Source organism: Mesorhizobium sp. M00.F.Ca.ET.216.01.1.1, from assembly GCF_004010325.2.
Classification (GTDB): Bacteria; Pseudomonadota; Alphaproteobacteria; order Rhizobiales; family Rhizobiaceae; genus Mesorhizobium.
This window is the reverse complement of sequence record NZ_SADR02000015.1, coordinates 154,623-171,908: the sequence shown is the minus strand read 5'-3', so window position 1 is coordinate 171,908 and position 17,286 is coordinate 154,623. Positions and strand designations below refer to the sequence as shown.

Annotated in this window: 16 protein-coding genes and 1 pseudogene; 10 read left to right on the top strand and 7 right to left on the bottom strand. The window is 63.3% G+C overall.

Annotated elements, in window-relative coordinates; translation table 11 throughout:
• Positions 1-266, top strand: a pseudogene (locus tag EN859_RS20355) (3-oxoadipyl-CoA thiolase); the annotation flags it as partial.
• 58 nt (positions 267-324) lie between these two features.
• Here EN859_RS20355 and pcaD read toward each other — a convergent pair.
• From pcaD to EN859_RS20325, 6 genes are all read right to left on the bottom strand, one after another.
• Positions 325-1,173 (bottom strand): 3-oxoadipate enol-lactonase, encoded by an 849-nt coding sequence (gene pcaD, locus EN859_RS20350; protein WP_127854549.1) that lies wholly within the window; start codon positions 1,171-1,173, stop codon positions 325-327.
• 327 nt (positions 1,174-1,500) lie between these two features.
• Positions 1,501-2,400 carry a sugar phosphate isomerase/epimerase family protein gene (locus EN859_RS20345; protein WP_127854550.1) on the bottom strand — a complete coding sequence of 300 codons (900 nt, stop codon included), beginning with the start codon at positions 2,398-2,400 and terminating at the stop codon, positions 1,501-1,503.
• A 4-nt stretch (positions 2,401-2,404) separates the two neighbouring features.
• The gene (locus EN859_RS20340; RefSeq protein WP_127854551.1) at positions 2,405-3,181 is read right to left on the bottom strand and encodes an ATP-binding cassette domain-containing protein; all 777 of its coding nucleotides are present in this window, start codon (positions 3,179-3,181) and stop codon (positions 2,405-2,407) included.
• Positions 3,178-4,170 carry an ABC transporter permease gene (locus EN859_RS20335; RefSeq protein ID WP_127854552.1) on the bottom strand — a complete coding sequence of 331 codons (993 nt, stop codon included), beginning with the start codon at positions 4,168-4,170 and terminating at the stop codon, positions 3,178-3,180. The genes EN859_RS20340 and EN859_RS20335 overlap by 4 nt, the downstream gene beginning before the upstream one ends.
• Positions 4,171-4,240: 70 nt before the next feature.
• The gene (locus EN859_RS20330; protein ID WP_127854553.1) at positions 4,241-5,230 is read right to left on the bottom strand and encodes a substrate-binding domain-containing protein; all 990 of its coding nucleotides are present in this window, start codon (positions 5,228-5,230) and stop codon (positions 4,241-4,243) included.
• Positions 5,231-5,306: 76 nt separating this feature from the next.
• Positions 5,307-6,368 (bottom strand): LacI family DNA-binding transcriptional regulator, encoded by a 1,062-nt coding sequence (locus EN859_RS20325; RefSeq protein ID WP_127854554.1) that lies wholly within the window; start codon positions 6,366-6,368, stop codon positions 5,307-5,309.
• 141 nt (positions 6,369-6,509) lie between these two features.
• Between EN859_RS20325 and EN859_RS20320 the strand changes: the two genes are divergently transcribed.
• Positions 6,510-7,541, top strand: a complete 1,032-nt coding sequence (locus EN859_RS20320) for a hydroxyacid dehydrogenase (protein ID WP_127854555.1) — start codon at positions 6,510-6,512, stop codon at positions 7,539-7,541.
• 45 nt (positions 7,542-7,586) lie between these two features.
• Here EN859_RS20320 and EN859_RS20315 read toward each other — a convergent pair whose 3' ends face one another.
• On the bottom strand, positions 7,587-8,264 hold the full coding sequence (locus tag EN859_RS20315; RefSeq protein ID WP_127854556.1) for a GntR family transcriptional regulator: 678 nt from the start codon (positions 8,262-8,264) through the stop codon (positions 7,587-7,589).
• A gap of 137 nt (positions 8,265-8,401) precedes the next feature.
• Here EN859_RS20315 and EN859_RS20310 point away from each other — a divergent pair, with 137 nt between their 5' ends.
• The 8 genes from EN859_RS20310 (at position 8,402) to EN859_RS20275 (ending at position 17,208) form a co-directional block, all read left to right on the top strand.
• A complete protein-coding gene (locus tag EN859_RS20310) occupies positions 8,402-8,989 on the top strand; it encodes an amino acid synthesis family protein (RefSeq protein WP_127854557.1) in 588 nt (195 codons plus the stop codon).
• On the top strand, positions 8,982-10,784 hold the full coding sequence (locus EN859_RS20305) for an alpha/beta fold hydrolase (protein ID WP_127854558.1): 1,803 nt from the start codon (positions 8,982-8,984) through the stop codon (positions 10,782-10,784). The genes EN859_RS20310 and EN859_RS20305 overlap by 8 nt, the downstream gene beginning before the upstream one ends.
• A 5-nt stretch (positions 10,785-10,789) precedes the next feature.
• Positions 10,790-11,845 carry an LLM class flavin-dependent oxidoreductase gene (locus tag EN859_RS20300; protein ID WP_127854559.1) on the top strand — a complete coding sequence of 352 codons (1,056 nt, stop codon included), beginning with the start codon at positions 10,790-10,792 and terminating at the stop codon, positions 11,843-11,845.
• Entirely contained in the window at positions 11,845-13,320 is a 1,476-nt protein-coding gene (locus tag EN859_RS20295; RefSeq protein ID WP_127854560.1) for an aldehyde dehydrogenase, read from the top strand. The genes EN859_RS20300 and EN859_RS20295 overlap by 1 nt, the downstream gene beginning before the upstream one ends.
• An 82-nt stretch (positions 13,321-13,402) precedes the next feature.
• The gene (locus EN859_RS20290; RefSeq protein ID WP_127854561.1) at positions 13,403-14,407 is read left to right on the top strand and encodes an ABC transporter substrate-binding protein; all 1,005 of its coding nucleotides are present in this window, start codon (positions 13,403-13,405) and stop codon (positions 14,405-14,407) included.
• 65 nt (positions 14,408-14,472) lie between these two features.
• The gene (locus EN859_RS20285) at positions 14,473-15,333 is read left to right on the top strand and encodes an ABC transporter permease (protein WP_127854562.1); all 861 of its coding nucleotides are present in this window, start codon (positions 14,473-14,475) and stop codon (positions 15,331-15,333) included.
• 1 nt (position 15,334) lies between these two features.
• Positions 15,335-16,135 (top strand): ABC transporter permease, encoded by an 801-nt coding sequence (locus EN859_RS20280; protein ID WP_127854563.1) that lies wholly within the window; start codon positions 15,335-15,337, stop codon positions 16,133-16,135.
• Positions 16,132-17,208: an ABC transporter ATP-binding protein gene (locus EN859_RS20275; RefSeq protein ID WP_127854564.1), complete on the top strand. Its 1,077-nt coding sequence runs from the start codon at positions 16,132-16,134 to the stop codon at positions 17,206-17,208. Before EN859_RS20280 ends, EN859_RS20275 begins: the two co-directional genes overlap by 4 nt.
• The last annotated feature ends 78 nt before the right edge of the window (positions 17,209-17,286 follow it).

The following is a 17,286-nucleotide window of genomic DNA, read 5'->3' as shown; positions in this document are numbered from 1 at the left end:
CGCAACAATTCGACATCATCGAGCTCAACGAAGCCTTTGCCTCCCAGGGCATCGCCGTGCTCCGACAACTCGGCATTGCCGAGGACGCGGAGCACGTCAACCCAAATGGCGGCGCCATCGCGCTCGGTCATCCGCTCGGCATGTCAGGCGCGCGCATCACCGGCACCGCAGCGCTGGAACTCAAGGCGCGTGGCGGTCGCTACGCGCTCGCCACCATGTGCATCGGCGTCGGCCAGGGCATCGCCGTGGCGCTCGAAAAGGTGTGAGATCGCGCTGCTTCCAGTGGGCAGGCTTGCGGATCATCGAGCACGGAGCGCCCAGCCGTCAGCCCGGTCCGATAGCTCGTTGTGTTGCTGGAGTTTTATCAATCGGTTTGCTTCCATTGGGAAGCGACGCGACAAAATCACGGATCAGCGTGGCCAGCGCTTCCGCCTGCTCGACGCAGGGAATGTGCCCGGCGCCGCGGATGATCTCGAAGCGCGCATCGGGGATAAGCTCGGCCAGCGAGCGGACAAGCTCGGGGGGCGTCGAGCCATCCTGGTCGCCGACGATGCAAAGTGTGGGAACGGCGATGCGCCGCGCGACATCGGCAAAATCCGCATCGCGAACTGCCGCGCATGTCCCGATGTAGCCGGCGAGCGCTTGCCTGGTCAGCATGTTGCGGCAGCCGGCAAGCTCGGCCGAACGGGCGGAATGAAAGGCAGGAGTGAACCACATTTCGAGCACGCCTTCGACAACGGCTTCGATACCTTTGCCCTCGACCGTCGCGATGCGTGTGTTCCAGCTCTCGGTGGTGCCGATCTTGTGCGCCGTATCGCACAGGATCAGGGCCTCGATGGTTTCGGGTCGCCGGGCATAAAGCCCTTGCGCGATCAGGCCGCCGACCGACAGGCCGCAAACAACGACCGTGCCAAATCCGAAATGATCGATGAGGCCCAGGAGATCGTCGACGTGATCGTCGATCGAGCGGATGCCGCTGCCGATGTCGGAGAGCCCATGGCCGCGCTTGTCATAGACCAGCATCGGCATCTCCCCGCCCAAAGCGGACAACACCGCTTCCCATATCCGGAAGTCGGTGCCGAGCGAATTGATGAACACGATCGGATGCGCATCGCCTTTCGCTGGCCGGTAGCGATGATGCAGCGTCCCGCCGCCGATGTTGACGAATGGCACGATTTCAATCCTCCATCTTCACATGAAAGCCGCATCCGGTTCTGACTCTCTAGGCATTCTTCGAAGTGGTGCGTCAACGCGGTGTGGCAAGGGCGTCGCGAACTCGGCATCGAGATGACCGACCGGGAAGCTGTCGCTGGCCAGCCATCTTGGGTAGAACAAGATTCTTGAGTGGTGCGCCGCATATCGAACGGGAGGAACTGCGATGTCCGACAGCAACTTGCCGCTGGTTATCAGCGCGCTCCAATCTTGCATTTTGCGAGACCCGGCGGTCGCTATGCTCTCGCCACCATTGCCTCGGCGTCGGCCAAGGCATTAGCCGCGGCCTCAGAATGCACGAGATATCGACGGCGCGGCGCGCCTTCGAGGGGTCTGTCCAAGCGTCAGCCCCGCCTTGCGTGCTTCCTCGCGCAGGAACGGCAGTCCGACCTCAATGACGTCGCGCGGGTCTTCCGCCACCGGGCGCCACACCGCCAGGCCACCGGCAATGTCGACATCGACATGGTTCATGCTTTCGAGCGTGATCGCGCCCCGGTAGCCGATATCGGCGATCGCCTTCATGCAAGCCCGCCAGTTGAGCATGCCGCGTCCCGGCACGCCGCGATTGGCCTCCGAGACATGCACGTAGCCGAGATAGGGCGCCGCCGCTTCGAAACCGGAAGCAAAGCTCTCCTCCTCGATATGCATGTGATAGGTGTCAAGGTGGATGAAGATGTTGTCGGCGCCAACGCGTTCGATGATCTTGGCCGCATCGATGCCACGGTTGATCAGATGCGTCTCGTAGCGGTTGCACGGCTCGATGCCGAGCTTCAGGCCGCGTGATTTCGCCGCCTTCGCCGCCCGCTCGAGGAAGCGGCACATGCCGTCGATTTCCTGCTTGGTCGGCGCGCGGCCGGTGGTCTTGCCGATCGTGCCGTAGGTGACGCCGCCCAGTGCCTCGCTGCCCACCTCGTTGCAAACCTTGAAGGCCGGCTGCAGGAAGTCGAGCGCCTCGTCGGGCCGCTCGACCACATCGAGCGCGCGCGGCAGGCCGAGCGATGGGATCAGCTCGACGCCATAGTGGATGGCGAATCCGCGTGTGCGCTTAATGTCGATCTCTTCTGGCCTAAGCAGCGGGATCTCCATCAGGCCGATGCCGAGCTCCTTCAGCCGGTCCATCTGCGGCTCGATGCGGGCGAGATCCCAGACCGGGGCGATGGCGAAAGTGTGCAGCCCAAAAGTGTTCATAAACTCAGCCTCGTTGTTCGTGCGCCGCCGCGGCGCTGATATCGCCGCCGCCGACGATGCGGCTGACGACTTCGTTCATGTTGGTTCTGGCAGTGACCAGGTCGGCATCGGCCCGGCCGTGCCGCAGCACGACGATGCGGTCGGTGACCGAAAGCACATCGTTCAGCCGGTGCGAGATCAGGATCACGGCGATGCCTTCCGATTTGAGCCGCCGGATCAGGTCGAGTACGCTCTGCACCTCGCGCACCGCGAGCGCCGCCGTCGGCTCGTCCATGATGACGAGCTTCGGGTTGAAGGTCAGCGCCCTGGCGATCGCCACCGTCTGCTGCTGGCCGCCCGAGAAGGAGCCGACCGACCGGCTGATCGACGGCAGGTGCGCGCCGAGCCGTTCGATCATCGTTGCCGCCTGGCGATCCATCGCCGCCTTGTCGACGAAGCCTGGAAACAGGCCGAACACCCTCTTGGTCGGCTCGCGGCCGAGGAAAATGTTGCTCGCCACGTCCTGTTGCTTGGCCAGCGACAGATCCTGGTAGATCATCTCGATGCCAAGCTCGCGGCGCTGGCCGGGATCGAGCTGCAGGATATCCTTGCCGTCGAATTCGATCGACCCGGCGTCGGCGCGGTAGATGCCGGTGATGGTCTTCATCAGCGTCGACTTGCCGGCGCCATTGTCGCCGACGAGGCCGACCACCTCGCCAGCCGCCACCGCGAGATCAACGCCGTGCAGAACGTCGACCGCGCCAAAACTCTTGCGGATGCCTTGCAGCGTGAGAAGGGTCATACGCGTGACTCCTTCCTGACCTGATACTGGTCGATGAAGACGGCCAGGATCAGCACCGCGCCGATCGCCATCTGCTGGTAGTAGGACTGGACTGCAAGCAGCGTCAGCCCGTTCTGCAGCACGCCCATGATCAGCGCACCGATCATGGTCCCGAGGATCGAGGCGCGGCCGCCGAACAGATTGGTGCCGCCGATGATCGCAGCCGTGATTGCCGTGAGCTCGTAGTTGATGCCGGCGGTCGGATCGCCAGCATTGACGCGTGCCGTGAACAGCAGGCCGGCAAGGCCAGCCAGCGCCCCGGACAAAGTGTAGATGATGCGGCGATGGTGCTCGACGCGGATACCGGCGGCGCGCGCCGCGCCCTCGCTGTCGCCAAGCGCCAGCGTGTGGTGGCCGAAGCGCGTATAGGCGAGCACGCAGTGCGCGACGATTGCCGTCAGCACGAAAATGATGACCGGCATCGGAACGCCGAACGGCCGGCCCTGGCCGATATAGACGATCGCCGCCGGCAGGCCATAGATCGCCCTACCCTGCGAGATGACCAGCGCGAGGCCGCGCGCCAGGCCAAGCATGCCGAGCGTGACGATGAAGGCCGGCACGAAGGCGCGGGTGACGAGTTGGCCGTTGATGTTGCCGGCGATGGCGCCGGCAAGGATGCAGGCGACGACCGCGAAGACCGACGGCCAGCCGAGATTGACCGCCACGAAGGCACCTGCCACGCCGGCCAGCCCCATCACCGAGCCGAGCGACAGGTCGAGCCCGCCCGAGCCGATGACGAAGGTGGCCGCGATTGCCAGCACGCCGATGGTCGACGTCGCCAGAAGGATGTTGAGGAAATTACTGAGCGACAGGAAGTAGGGCGACAGCACGGCCATGGCCGTGCCCAGCGCCAGAAGCACCACCAGCGATTCTAGCCGGATGTGGAGCCGTTCGACGGATGTGCGCTGCAGCCTGGCCCAGAAACCGGGCTGCGCCATTTCAGGAGCCATGTTGCCTCACTTCTCAAGAAAGGTTGGCTGGCGCGGCAGCCTAAACCCGCGCCAGCCCGTCCGGGGAGGACTATTTCACATATTGCAGCATCGGCTCCTTGCCGGCGTCGAGCACGTCCTTGGTCAGCACCAGGGTCGGCACGGCGATGCTTTCCTCGACCTTCTCGCCGGCCAACGCCTTCTTGACGTTCTCGACCGCCTCTTTTCCGACCAGATAGGGAAGCTGCGCCACCGAGGCGTTGAGGCGCCCGTCCTTGATCGACTTGACGGCGTCCGAATTGCCGTCGACGCCGATGATCGTCACCTGCTCGCCCTTGCCGGCGGAATAGACGGATTCCACTGCGCCCAGCGCCATGCCGTCATTGGCGCAGAAGATGGCGACGAGGTCGGGATGCGCCGTCAACGTATCGGTGGCGATCGACGCCGCCTTGCCGCGATCCCAGTCGCCTGGCAGCGAAGCGACGACCTCCAGCCCCGGCGCCAGCTCCTTGAGCTTGTCGGCAAAGCCCTTGGCGCGCTTCTCGCCGGTGATGTTGCCCGACAGGCCCTCGATCACCAATACCGGGCCCTTGGCATCCTTGCCGAGCTTGGAGACGAGATATTCGGCGCCTTGCGCGCCGGCGGCGACATTGTCCGAGCCGATATGGAAGGTGACCTTGATGCCTTCCTTGTCGAGCACCGCCTGGTCGAGATTGTTGTCGAGATCGACGACCTTGATGCCGGCGTCCTGCGCCGCCTTGAGGCAGGGCAAAAGGTTGGTCGAGTTGATCGCCGCGGTGATCATCGCCACCGGCTTGCGCTCGAGCATGGTGTTGCAGAGGTTAAGCTGCGGCTCGGCCGCCTGATCGCTTTCAGCCGCCTGCTGGAAATACTTCACGCCGGCTTCCTTGGCGCCGTCCGCGACGCCCTGGCCCATCGCGCCCCAGAACGGGTTGGCCAGCGTCTTCATCAGCACACCGTATTCGCTGTCCTCGGCCTTCACCGCGCCTATGGCCGAAACCGCCAGCGCGACGCCCAGGACAAGAGTAAATCGATTTATCCTTGGAATGAACGATGCCATTGCTTCCTCCGTTGGTCATTTGCGCCGCAAGCCATGGCCAGGTCCGGCGCTCTTCTTCCGTTTTCGACAATGGGGGTTATTGTCGGTTTCCTCCCCCGGAATGCGGGCCGCCGCCTGGCGAGCCAACGGATTCCCGCATCAACACCTTGCAAGGTTCGAGCCGCGCCTTGGGCGGTCCGCCCTCCCCCTCGATCCTACGAAACAGCACATCCACCGCATTGCTAGCGATCTCCCGGACCGGCTGCACCACGGCGGCGATGGCCGGCCAGGTCACCTGCATCCATTCGGCGTCGTCGAAGCCGACCAGCGAGATGTCGTCGGGGCAATGCCAGCCGCGCCGCCGGAATTCGGAGAGCACCACCAGCGTGCCCTTCAGGAACAGCGAATAGACCGCCGTTGGCCGCTCTCCCTTGGCGAAGTAGTCGCGAAGCAGAGACCTGAGCGGCTCCACATCACTCTCCGAAAGGACGACGTCGATGCGGATGTCCGGCACCAGTTGCAGCGCCTTGGTGCGAAAACCGTCGAGGCGGGCGCGCACCGTCGCCGCCTGATGGCCGAGACCGACCACGAGGATGTGGCGGTGGCCCTTGCTGAGAAGTTCGCGCGCCACCTCGGCACTGGCAGCTGCACTGTCGGCCGAGACCGTGTCGAAGGCATCATCGGCGAGCACGCGGTCGATCAGCACACCGGTCATGCCGTTCAGCTTCATGAAGCCGGCCGCCGGCCCGTGCTCGTTACGCACCGGCGCCAGTACTACGCCTGCAACCCGCCAGTCGTGCATTCGGGCAAGGATTTCCTTTTCCCTCGCTTCCGATTCGCGGCTCGAGGCGGCCACCAGCGTGTAGCCGCGCTGCTCGGCCAAGCCTTCGAGCTCGGTGATCATGGAGCCGAAGAATTCGCTTTCGAACTCCGGCATGATGGCGCCGATGATGCGGCGCTTCGCCCGCCTCATGTCGGACGCGAGCGGATCGACACGGTAGCCCAGGAACTCGACGGCATCGTAAACGCGCTGGGCATTTTCGGGCCTTACCGTGGTGACGCCCTGCATGACTTTGGAAACGGTGGCCGCGGACACCCCGGCGCGGCTTGCCACGTCGTGGATCGACGGACGCCGCTGCTGGGCTTGCCGATGCGCCATTGATCCTCCTCCCGACGGCGAGGCCGCTGCGTGCTCGCTAATGTAATGGATAAATCGATTTTTCGGAGTTGTAAATCGTTTAATCCTGGGTAACATTCTTTTTCGGAAGGCGTGACGCGGATCGCGCCGGGAGGAACCATCATGTCCGAAAGCACCTTGCCGCTGGTCATCAGCGCGCCCGAACCGCGCACACTCAAGCTGATTTTCACGCCTGAGGCGCTGAAGACATTCCGGGCGAAATACCGCATCGTCGAAACGACGGCTGAAGGCGTCGCGACACTGCCGGCAAATGTGCTTGCCGAGGCGCGCTATATCGTCGGCCAGCCGCCAATCGCGCCGGAAACGCTCGACAAGATGAAGGCGCTGCGCTGCGTCTTCAATGTCGAAAGCAACCTCATCAACAACATGCCGTACGAAACGCTATTCTCGCGTGGCATCCATGTCGTCACCACCGGCCTGGTCTTTGCCGAACCGGTGGCCGAGCTCGGCCTTGCCATGGCACTCAACCTCGCCCGCGACATCGTCGACGCCGATCTCGCCTTCCGGCAGGGCAAGGAACTTTGGGGCGGCGACGGCAACCGGACGGCGCGGCTTCTGTCCGGTGCGAATGTCGGCATCATCGGCTTCGGCGATCTCGGCCGCGCACTCAACCGGCTGCTGTCGGGCTTTCGCACGCGGACCAAGGTGTTCGACCCATGGCTGCCACCGTCGATCCTCGTCGAGAACGGCGTTGAGCCAGCCCCGCTCGACGCGGTTCTGTCTACCAGCGACTTCGTCTTCGTCGTCGCTTCGGTGACCAGTGAAAACCAGGGGTTTCTTGGCGCCGAGGCCTTCGCCAAAATGCGCAAGGGAGCCGCCTTCATCTTGCTCAGCCGCGCCGGCGTGATCGATTTTCCGGCATTGATGGACGCCGTCCGCAGCGGCCATATCGTTGCCGCCAGCGATGTCTTCCCGGAAGAACCGCTAGCACAGGACCATCCCGTGCGCGCGCTTCCCGGCTTCCTGCGCTCTGCGCATCGCGCCGGCGCGCTCGACGTCGCCTTCAAGCGCATGGGCGACATGGTTCTGGAAGATATGGACCTGATCGACCGCGGCCTGCCGCCGATGCGTTCCAAGCGGGCCGAACGCGAGACCGTTTCGAGAATGCGTTCGAAGCCGGTCGACAAGAATTAGTATCGGCAGTGCCACCCCGCTGCAGCGGGCCTAATGTCCCCAACGTCAAAGCGAGCCAAGCCGAAGCGCGTTGCGTGCGATCTGCCAGGCCGATTCGACATGCCGCCGTGCCGCCGCTTCCGCCTCGTCCGGCTTGCGCGACCTGATGGCGTCCATGATCTCGGTCATTTCGGCGATTGCCGGCTCACGGCGGTTCTCCGAGGCAATCGTCATGGAACGAAGCTGGTTGATGCGGACATTCAGCCCATTGACGATTTCCCAGGCAATGCGCTTGTCCGCCGCATCGAAGAGCGCTTCGTAGAATTTGGCCGTCGCCCGCATCACCTCGACCGGCTCGCCTGACGCCCACGCTTCGAGAAGCTTCGCCAAAGCGCAGTCGAGCGAAGCGATCTGCTCGTTCGTGGCAGACATTGCGCAAGCCCGCGCCGCGATGCCCTCCAGCAACGCCCGCAATTCATAGATCTCGTCGGTGCGGCCGAGATCCGGCTTGGCCACGGCGGGCCCGTGGCCCGGTATCATCTGCACCAGGCCTTCCGCCTCCAGTTGCCGCAGAACCTCTCGCACAACCGAACGGCTTACCCCGAGCTGATCGCAAAGCGGCCGTTCGACGAGCCTCTCGCCGGGCTGGAAATGAAAGTCCATGATCGCCTCGCGCATGCGCTCCAGCGCCAGCGTCCTCAACGTCTTGGCAGAACGGTCGATCCGCAGCGTATCGTCTGACATTTCTCCGTCTCCTCGCGCCGCCACAAAACAGATTCCACAGCCGATTGACAAGACCCACGGCACTCCATAGCATGGTATACCATAAGACGCGATAGAGATGATGGAGCTATACCGGCCATCTCCGACCGAGGACGTTCATGAAACCGGCCATTCGAAAGATCGTCACCTATATTGAGAACACGTTGATCGAAGGCGGCAAGGCCGCGCCGCAGCCACTGCGTCTGATCGGCGTCGCCGCGGTGCTGACGAATCCATGGGCCGGACGCGGCTTCACTGACGACCTCTCTCCGGAGATCCGCGCCATCGCCCCCATCCTTGGCGAGACGCTGACCCGTGAGATTATCGCAGTCGCAGGTTCGGGCGACGTGATCGAAGGCTATGGCAAGGCCGCCATCTCAGGCACATCAGGCGAAATCGAGCACGCATCTGCGCTAATCCACACACTGCACTTCGGCAATCACTATCGGCGCGCCGTCGGCGCCAAGACCTATCTCGCCTTTACCAATCTGCGTGGCGGACCGAACACCCCGATCATGATCCCGCTGATGGACAAGAACGACGAAGGCCGCCGCTCCCACTATCTGACGGTGCATTTCCAGATCGGCGATGCGCCCGCGCCAGACGAATTGGTGGTGGCGCTTGGCGCTTCCATCGGCGGCCGCCCGCACCACCGCATCGGCGACCGCTATCAGGATCTCAAAGAGGTCGGGGATCTGCATGGCTGACGCCGCCGCCCCTGCATGGGTCCGGAACAAGACTCCGGACGGCACCGGCTTCATCCGCGCCGGCTGCGGCACGCCGGTTCTTCTCATTCACGGCGTCGGCATGAATGCTGCGATCTGGCAGGCGCAGATCGCGTTGATGCAAGACCGCTACGATCTGATCGCAATCGACATGCTCGGCCACGGCAATTCGCCTCTGCCGCCGGAAAATGCCGAACTGTCGGACTTTGCCGATCAGGCGATCCGGTTGCTCGATCATCTCGGCCTCGCTTGCGTTGCGATCGTCGGCCATTCCATGGGAGCGCTGGTCGCGCAGGAAATTGCTCTTCGCGCGCCTTCGCGCGTCAGCACCTTAGTGTGCCTCAACGCGGTCTTCCGCCGCCCTCCAGCCCTTGCGCAGGCAGTGCGCGAACGCGCGGCGGCACTAGGCCATCACAGCGACCGTCCGGCGGCCAGTGCAGCAACGCTTGCTCGCTGGTTCGGTGATCCGCTGCCGGCCAGTTTGGCCGATGCAGCCGCAACGGCGCGCGCCGCACTGGAAAGCGTCAGCCCTGAGGGCTACGCGCGCACTTATCGTCTCTTCGCCCGCGCGGATGTCGAACATATCGACCGGCTGGCTGGACTTGCCGCACCGGCGCTGTTCATGACCGGATCGGAAGACAGGAACTCCACGCCCGCCATGTCGGCAGCGATGGCGCGGCTCGCACCCCGCGGCCAATGTCTCGTTCTGAGCGGCGAAAAGCACATGATGACGATCGCCTCGCCCGAAAGGGTAACACGGAATGTCATGGCCTTTCTCGAAGCGGCCAACGACTCTTCAGCGAAACAGGAGACGGGTCCCGCATTTGACGCCACCGAATTCAGACGGGCGCTAGGCTCCTTCCTGACCGGCGTCACCATTGTCACGACCATCGGTGCGGAAGGCGAACCGCGCGGCTTCACCGCCAACTCCTTCACCTCGGTGTCGCTCGAGCCACCGCTCGTCCTCGTCTGCATCGCCAAGAAGGCGTTGGGACACGAAGCCTTCTCGACATCGAGAGGGTTTGCGATCAACATTCTGTCGGAGGGTCAAAAGACCGAATCCGGCATCTTCGCATCCAAAACCGCCGACAAGTTCGCTGCCGTATCATGGCAGTCCGGGCAAACCGGCAACCCCCTGATCGACGGTTCCGTTGCCGTGTTCGATTGCGACATGGATCGGTTGGTCGACGCTGGCGACCATTCGATCCTCATCGGCCGCGTCCGCGATTTCACCCACAATGGGGCGCAGCCTCTCGGTTATTGCCGAGGCGCCTATGTCACGCCCGGCCTCAGCCAGGAAGCACTAGCCGCAGCGCCCCCCGAGACGGAGGTCGGTGCCATTCTCGAGAGTGAAGGCCGGGTGCTCTTCTTCGAAACAGCCGACGGATTTCACCAATTGCCAGTTGGCCGCGGCCTGGGTGCGCCGAACGATGCACGGAGTCTCAAGGGGCGTCTTGCCGCCAAGGCAGTCGATGCACAGCTCGGGTTCCTGTTTGCGGTGTGGGACGATGCAGCCGATCCGTCGCGCACGCATGTCTACTATCGAGGCACGGTCGACGCCCCCTATTCGAGCGATCAGCAGGCCCGGCTTATCGAAATCGAGCACATCGCCGATCTGAAGATCGCCGACCCTGCAGTGCGTTCGATGCTCGCCCGCTATGCGCGCGAACGGAGGGAAGATGCGTTCGGGGTCTATGTCGGCAACGAGGTCGAAGGCGAAGTCCGGCCGCTGGCCAGACCCGCGCCTTCCACGGTTCTCCTTTCCGGTCGCAGGTGAAGCAGATGAAGTTTTCGCTTTTCGTCCACATGGAGCGCTCGGATCTGGCGAAGCCTCATTCCGAACTGCTTGGCGAGCTGGAAGACCTTGTCCTGTTGGCGGAGCAGGCAGGCTTCGAGACGGCCTGGATAGGCGAGCATCATGGCATGGAATTCACCATTTCGCCGAACCCGTTCATCAACATCGCCTATCTCGCCGCGAGGACGAAGCGCATCCGCCTCGGCACCGGTACGATCGTGGCGCCGTTCTGGCACCCTATCAAGCTCGCCGGCGAGGCGGCGATGGCCGACGTGATCACCGGTGGCCGGCTCGACATCGGCATTGCGCGAGGCGCCTACAGCTACGAATACCAGCGGCTTTTCCCCGGACTGGAAGCGTGGGGTGCGGGTCAGCGCATGCGCGAGATGGTCCCGGCCATCCGCGGCCTTTGGGACGGCGATTTCGAACTCTCGGGAGAGTTCTGGTCGTTCCCTTCGACGACCTCGTCGCCCAAGCCGCTGCAGAAGCCCTACCCGCCGATCTGGGTAGCCGCCCGCGATCCCAATTCGCACGACTTTGCGGTAGCCAACAAATGCAATGTGCAAGTCACGCCGCTTGCCTCCGGTGACGGCGAAGTCGCCAGTCTGGTGCAGCGCTTCAACGCGGCTTGCGATGCCCATCCGGATACGCCGCGGCCGGAAATCATGCTGCTGATGCACACGTTCGTGGCCGAGGACGCAGCCGAGGCCGATCGTCTTTCGCAGGATCTGTCGCAATTCTACTGCCAGTTTGGCACTTGGTTCCAGAACAAGAAGCCCGTGAGCCAAGGCATTCTGGAACCGCTGACGGAAGCCGAGATTGCGGCCATGCCGCAATACGCGCCCGACAAGGTCAGGCAGAACCTCGTCATCGGCGAAGCCGACGAGGTGATCGCCAGGCTGAAGGCTTACGAAGCGCTCGGTTACGACCAGTACTCGATATGGATCGACAGCGGCCTTTCCCACGCGCGCAAGAAGAAGTCGCTCCAGCTTTTCATCAACAAGGTGATGCCGGCCTTTCAGGGGCCGCAAGCGAGATCGTGATGAGCACCACCGATTTCAGAAATTACATTGACGGCAGCTTCGTGGTGGCCGACGCGACCTTCGACAGCGTCGATCCGTCGACGGGCGCGCCATGGGCGACGATGCCGGCTGCGACAGCGGCCGACGTCGACCGGGCCGTCGAAGCCGCTCACCGGGCGCTGCGATCCGGTCCATGGGCATCGATGACGGCGACGGCGCGCGGCAAGCTACTGGTGCGGCTCGGCGATCTTGTGGTCGCCAATGCCGCTCGTCTGGCGGAACTCGAGACGCGCGATACCGGCAAGATCATTCGCGAGACCCGCGCCCAGATCGCCTATGTCGGCGACTACTACCGCTATTACGGCGGTCTCGCCGACAAGGATGAAGGGGCATTTGTTCCTATCGACAAGGCGGATATGGAGGTGACGATACGGCCGGAGCCGATCGGCGTCGTTGCCGCCATGGTGCCGTGGAATTCGCAGCTTTTCCTGTCGGCCGTCAAACTCGGACCGGCACTCGCGGCGGGCTGCACCGTCGTTCTCAAGGTTTCTGAGGATGGCCCGGCCCCGCTGCTGGCTTTCGCCGAACTCGTCCACGAAGCCGGATTTCCCTCAGGAACCGTGAACATCCTGACCGGCTTCGGGCACGATTGCGGGCACCGCGTGACCAGCCATCCGCTTGTCGCCCGCGTCGCCTTCACCGGCGGCCCGGCGACCGCCCGGCAGATCGTCATGAATACGGCGCAAAACCTCGCCTACACGACGCTCGAGCTTGGCGGCAAAAGCCCCGTTATCGTCTTCGCCGACGCCGACCTGGAAAGTGCCGCCAACGCAGTCGTGGCCGGTATCTTCGCCGCCACCGGCCAGAGTTGCGTGGCCGGCTCGCGGCTATTGGTCGAGCGTTCGGTGAAGGACGAATTTCTCGGCCAGCTCAAGCGGAAGGCCGAAGCCATAAGCATCGGCGACCCGCAAGATCCTGCCACCGAAATGGGACCGCTTGCCACTTTGCGCCAGCGCGATCGGATAGAAAAGATCGTCGCCGAAAGCCTCGCCGGCGGCGGTCGTCTGGTCACCGGCGGCGCGCGGCCGCAGGGCCAGACCGCCGGCTTCTATTATGCGCCGACGATCATCGAGGTATCCGATCAGAACCTGGCTTGTGTGCGGGAAGAGCTTTTCGGCCCGGTGCTGAGCGCCCTCGCCTTCGAGACCGAGGCACAAGCGCTGTCGCTTGCCAACGACACGTCCTTCGGGCTGGCTTCCGGCGTGTTCACCACCAATCTCGCCAAGGCGCACCGCATGGCGCGCGGCATTCATGCCGGCGTGGTCTGGATCAACACCTATCGGGCCGTCTCGCCGCTGGTTCCGTTTGGCGGCTACGGCCAGTCCGGCCTCGGCCGCGAAGGCGGCCTGGATGCGATCCGCGACTACACGCGTTCGAAATCAGTCTGGATACGCACCTCGGACGACCCGATCCCCGATCCTTTTGTCATGCGGTAACCGCCGCGGACCAGGGATCACGGTCAGGGCCAAAACGGTCCGATCGTGAAACAAACAACAAAAACAAACAGAGGAGAACGACATGAAACTGATCTTCACCGGCATCCTTGCCGGGCTTCTGGCAGCAACGGCCGCAAAGGCCGAGGACATGGTGTTCACCAGCTGGGGCGGGACGACCCAGGAGGCGCAGACCAAATCCTGGGCGGAACCCTTCGCTGCCGCATCCGGCATCAAGGTCCTCCAGGATGGCCCCACCGACTACGGCAAGCTGAAGGCTATGGTCGACAGCGGCAGCGTGAACTGGGATGTCGTCGACGTCGAGATGGATTTCGCCATCAAGGCAGCCAAGGACGGCCTGCTTGAACCGATCGATTTCAAGGCCGTGCCGAAGGCAGACCTCGATCCACGCTTCACCACCGATCATGCTGTCGGCAGCTTCTACTATTCCTTCGTGCTCGCCTGGAACAAGGGCGCGATCTCTGGTGAACCGGCTGGTTGGGCCGACATGTTCGACGAGAAGAAGTTCCCGGGCAAGCGGACCTTCTACAAGTGGTCGGCACCCGGCGTCATCGAGATTGCGCTTCTGGCCGATGGTGTTCCGGCCGACAAGCTCTATCCGCTCGATCTTGAACGTGCCTTCAAGAAGCTCGACACCATCAAGTCGGACATCGTCTGGTGGGGCGGCGGCGCGGAGTCGCAGCAATTGATTGCCTCCGGTGAAGCGGCGTTCGGCCAGCTTTGGAACGGCCGCGTCTTTGCGCTGGAGAAGGACGGCGCCGATGTCGGCGTGTCCTGGAGTCAAAACCTGACGGCGGCCGACGTCCTGGTTGTGCCGAAAGGCGCCAAGAACAAGGAGACGGCAATGAAGTTCCTGGCCGCGGCAAGCAGCGCCGCCGGCCAGGCGAAGTTTGCCGAGGCGAGCGGCTATGCGCCGATCAATACCAAGGCAAAGGCGGAGATGCCGGCTGATGCGGTAAAGTCGCTGCCGGATGCGCATGTCGACGGGCAGATCAATCTCGACATGAACTACTGGGCCGAGAACCGCGACGCCATAGCCGAGCGCTGGTACGCCTGGCAGGCAAAATAGGCACGAAACCCAACAGGAACCGGCGGGACAGCACAGGCTGTCCCGTCTGCAGCCGGGGTGCAACCATGTCGATCGAAATGCGTCGGAGCTTTGGAACATTGCGGATGCCGGCAGGCTTTGGCGGCCTGCTGCCGGCCCTGATCCTGGTTACGCTTTTCTTCGTTGTCCCTGTGCTGGCCCTGCTTTTGCGTAGCGTCACCGGGCCGGAACCCGGCTTTCAGAACTATGCCACGCTTCTGGGTGACGGCACCTATGCGCGGGTGTTCTTCAACACCTTTCTGGTCGCCTCGGTTGTCACCATCGTCACCGTCCTCGTTGCCTTTCCGGTCGCCTGGATGCTTGCAATCATGCCATCGGCCCTCGCTTCGATCGTCTTCGGCGTCATCATCCTGTCGATGTGGACCAATCTGCTTACACGCACCTATGCCTGGATGGTGCTACTGCAGCGTACCGGCGTCATCAATCGGACGCTGATGGATATCGGCCTGATCAGCACGCCGCTCCCGCTCATCAACAATCTCACCGGCGTCACCATTGGCATGGTCTATATCATGCTGCCGTTCATGATCCTGCCATTGGTGGGTACGCTGCGTGCCATCGATCCGATGACGCTGCGCGCCGCCGCGCTCTGCGGCGCAAGTCCGTTTGACGCCTTTTGCCGCATCCTGCTGCCGTTGTCGCTGCCCGGCATCGCCGCCGGCGGCCTGATGGTATTCGTCATGTCGCTCGGCTATTTCGTCACGCCGGCACTTCTGGGCGGCACGTCGAACATGATGCTTGCCGAAATGATCGCGCAGATGATCCAGTCGCTGCTCAATTGGGGGCTCGGCAGCGCCGCCGCATTCATTCTGCTTGTCGTCACCATGGCGCTCTACGCGCTGCAACTGCGCCTTGTCGGCGCCGGGCGCGCGACGGGAGGCGTCTGAGATGCTGCTCGACTACGACCGCATGGGGTGGCTGAGGGTTGCCCTGCTCGGTTTCACCGTGCTTGTCGCCGCCTTCCTGCTTCTGCCGGTGGTCTTCATCGTTCTGCTCTCGTTCGGATCGTCCCGCTGGCTGGCCTTTCCGCCGCCCGGCTGGACGCTCAAATGGTACGGGGAGCTTTTTGCCGATCCCGCCTGGCTGGAAGCGGCGCTGACCAGCGCCCGCATCGCCACGATAACGGCGATGCTCGCCGTGCTGATCGGCCTTCTCGCCTCCTTTGCATTGGTTCGCGGACATTTCCGCGGCCGTGAAATCTTACGCGGTCTCCTGCTGACGCCGATGGTCTTGCCGGTGGTGGTCTTTGCGATCGCCATCTATGCATTCTTCCTCCGCCTTGGCCTCGGCGGCACCACGATCGGCTTCGTCGTCGCCCACACTGTCCTTGCCCTGCCCTTCGCGGTCATCCCGATTGCCACGGCGCTTGAAGGATTTGACAAGTCGATCGAGGACGCAGCGATTGTCTGCGGTGCAAGCCCACTAGAGGCGAAGCTCAGGATCACCTTGCCGTCGATCAGAATCGGAATCTTTTCCGCCGCGATCTTTTCCTTCCTCGCATCCTGGGATGAAGTTGTGGTGGCGATATTCATGGCCAGCCCGACCTTGCAGACCTTGCCCGTCAAGATCTGGGGCAGCTTGCGGTCCGATCTGAGCCCGGTCATTGCAGCCGCCTCCAGCCTGCTTGTTGTGCTGACGCTGGCCCTGATGGCCGTGACAGCACTGCTGCGCCGAAAGTTCAGGACATGACCCAGCCCTTCCTCTCCATCCGCAAGCTGCGCAAGGCGTTCGGGGCGATCACGGCAGTGCATGACGTGACGCTGGACATCCCCAAAGGCGAATTCCTGACCTTCCTCGGGCCTTCGGGTTCAGGAAAATCGACGACGCTCTACGCGATCGCCGGATTCCAGGATCCAAGTTCCGGCGACGTCCTGCTGCAGGGCAAGTCGCTGCTTGCAGTGCCGTCGCACAAGCGCAACATCGGCATGGTCTTCCAGCGATACACGTTGTTTCCGCATCTGACAGTCGCCGACAACATTGCGTTTCCGCTTCGGGTTCGCCGCCGGCCCGATGCCGAGGTGAAACGCAAGGTAGCCGATATGCTTGCCATGGTGCGGCTCGAAAGCTTCGCCGCGAGGCTGCCCGGTGCGCTGTCAGGCGGCCAGCAGCAGCGCGTCGCCCTGGCCCGGGCGCTGGCCTATGATCCGCCGATTCTGCTGATGGACGAGCCGCTTTCGGCGCTCGACAAGAAGCTGCGCGAGGAAATTCAGGCCGAAATTCGCCGCATCCATCGCGAGACCGGCGTCACCATCCTCTATGTCACTCACGATCAGGAGGAAGCGCTGCATCTTTCGGACCGGATTGCCCTGTTCAGGGATGGCCGCATCGAGCAGACCGGCACCGGCGAGGATCTCTATCTCAGGCCCGCGACCGATTTTGTAGCCGGCTTCATCGGCAATTCGAATTTCCTGGCCGCCGAGCACCTCGAAACCATCGATGGGGCAGCAACGATCCGGCTGGGCGACGGCTCGGTCGTATCCGGCGTGAATGTCAACGGCACCTTCGGCAAGGGTCAAAGGGCCAGGCTGATGGTCCGACCGGAGGCATTTCGCATGGAGCGCAATCCGACGAGCGCGGAACTCACTGTCGAGATCGTCGATGTCGCGTTCTATGGGGAGCGCCGGCGTATCGTGGCGCGCACCGCTGCCGGACAGGAGCTCGACATCAGGCCAACGACTGCCGCGATGGAAACGTACAACTCATCGCTGCCCCGCCGGCAGGTCTTTTTCGATCCGGCCGCGGCGTTCCTGTTCCCTGCCTGACGGCCATATCCTGCAAGTTGCTGTGCCGAGCGCTTCACCTGGGCTCCATGTCATTCGGCGGGCAATCCTGGCCATCCT

Coding starts and splice junctions, on each gene's coding strand:
- EN859_RS20275 (WP_127854564.1), top strand. CDS start 16,132: ATGACCCAGCCCTTCCTCTCCATCCGCAAGCTGCGCAAGGCGTTCGGG.
- EN859_RS20345 (WP_127854550.1), bottom strand. CDS start 2,400: ATGAACACTTTTGGGCTGCACACTTTCGCCATCGCCCCGGTCTGGGAT.
- EN859_RS20295 (WP_127854560.1), top strand. CDS start 11,845: ATGAGCACCACCGATTTCAGAAATTACATTGACGGCAGCTTCGTGGTG.
- EN859_RS20300 (WP_127854559.1), top strand. CDS start 10,790: ATGAAGTTTTCGCTTTTCGTCCACATGGAGCGCTCGGATCTGGCGAAG.
- EN859_RS20325 (WP_127854554.1), bottom strand. CDS start 6,368: ATGGCGCATCGGCAAGCCCAGCAGCGGCGTCCGTCGATCCACGACGTG.
- EN859_RS20310 (WP_127854557.1), top strand. CDS start 8,402: ATGAAACCGGCCATTCGAAAGATCGTCACCTATATTGAGAACACGTTG.
- EN859_RS20340 (WP_127854551.1), bottom strand. CDS start 3,181: ATGACCCTTCTCACGCTGCAAGGCATCCGCAAGAGTTTTGGCGCGGTC.
- EN859_RS20285 (WP_127854562.1), top strand. CDS start 14,473: ATGTCGATCGAAATGCGTCGGAGCTTTGGAACATTGCGGATGCCGGCA.
- EN859_RS20315 (WP_127854556.1), bottom strand. CDS start 8,264: ATGTCAGACGATACGCTGCGGATCGACCGTTCTGCCAAGACGTTGAGG.
- EN859_RS20305 (WP_127854558.1), top strand. CDS start 8,982: ATGGCTGACGCCGCCGCCCCTGCATGGGTCCGGAACAAGACTCCGGAC.
- EN859_RS20290 (WP_127854561.1), top strand. CDS start 13,403: ATGAAACTGATCTTCACCGGCATCCTTGCCGGGCTTCTGGCAGCAACG.
- EN859_RS20330 (WP_127854553.1), bottom strand. CDS start 5,230: ATGGCATCGTTCATTCCAAGGATAAATCGATTTACTCTTGTCCTGGGC.
- EN859_RS20280 (WP_127854563.1), top strand. CDS start 15,335: ATGCTGCTCGACTACGACCGCATGGGGTGGCTGAGGGTTGCCCTGCTC.
- EN859_RS20335 (WP_127854552.1), bottom strand. CDS start 4,170: ATGGCTCCTGAAATGGCGCAGCCCGGTTTCTGGGCCAGGCTGCAGCGC.
- EN859_RS20320 (WP_127854555.1), top strand. CDS start 6,510: ATGTCCGAAAGCACCTTGCCGCTGGTCATCAGCGCGCCCGAACCGCGC.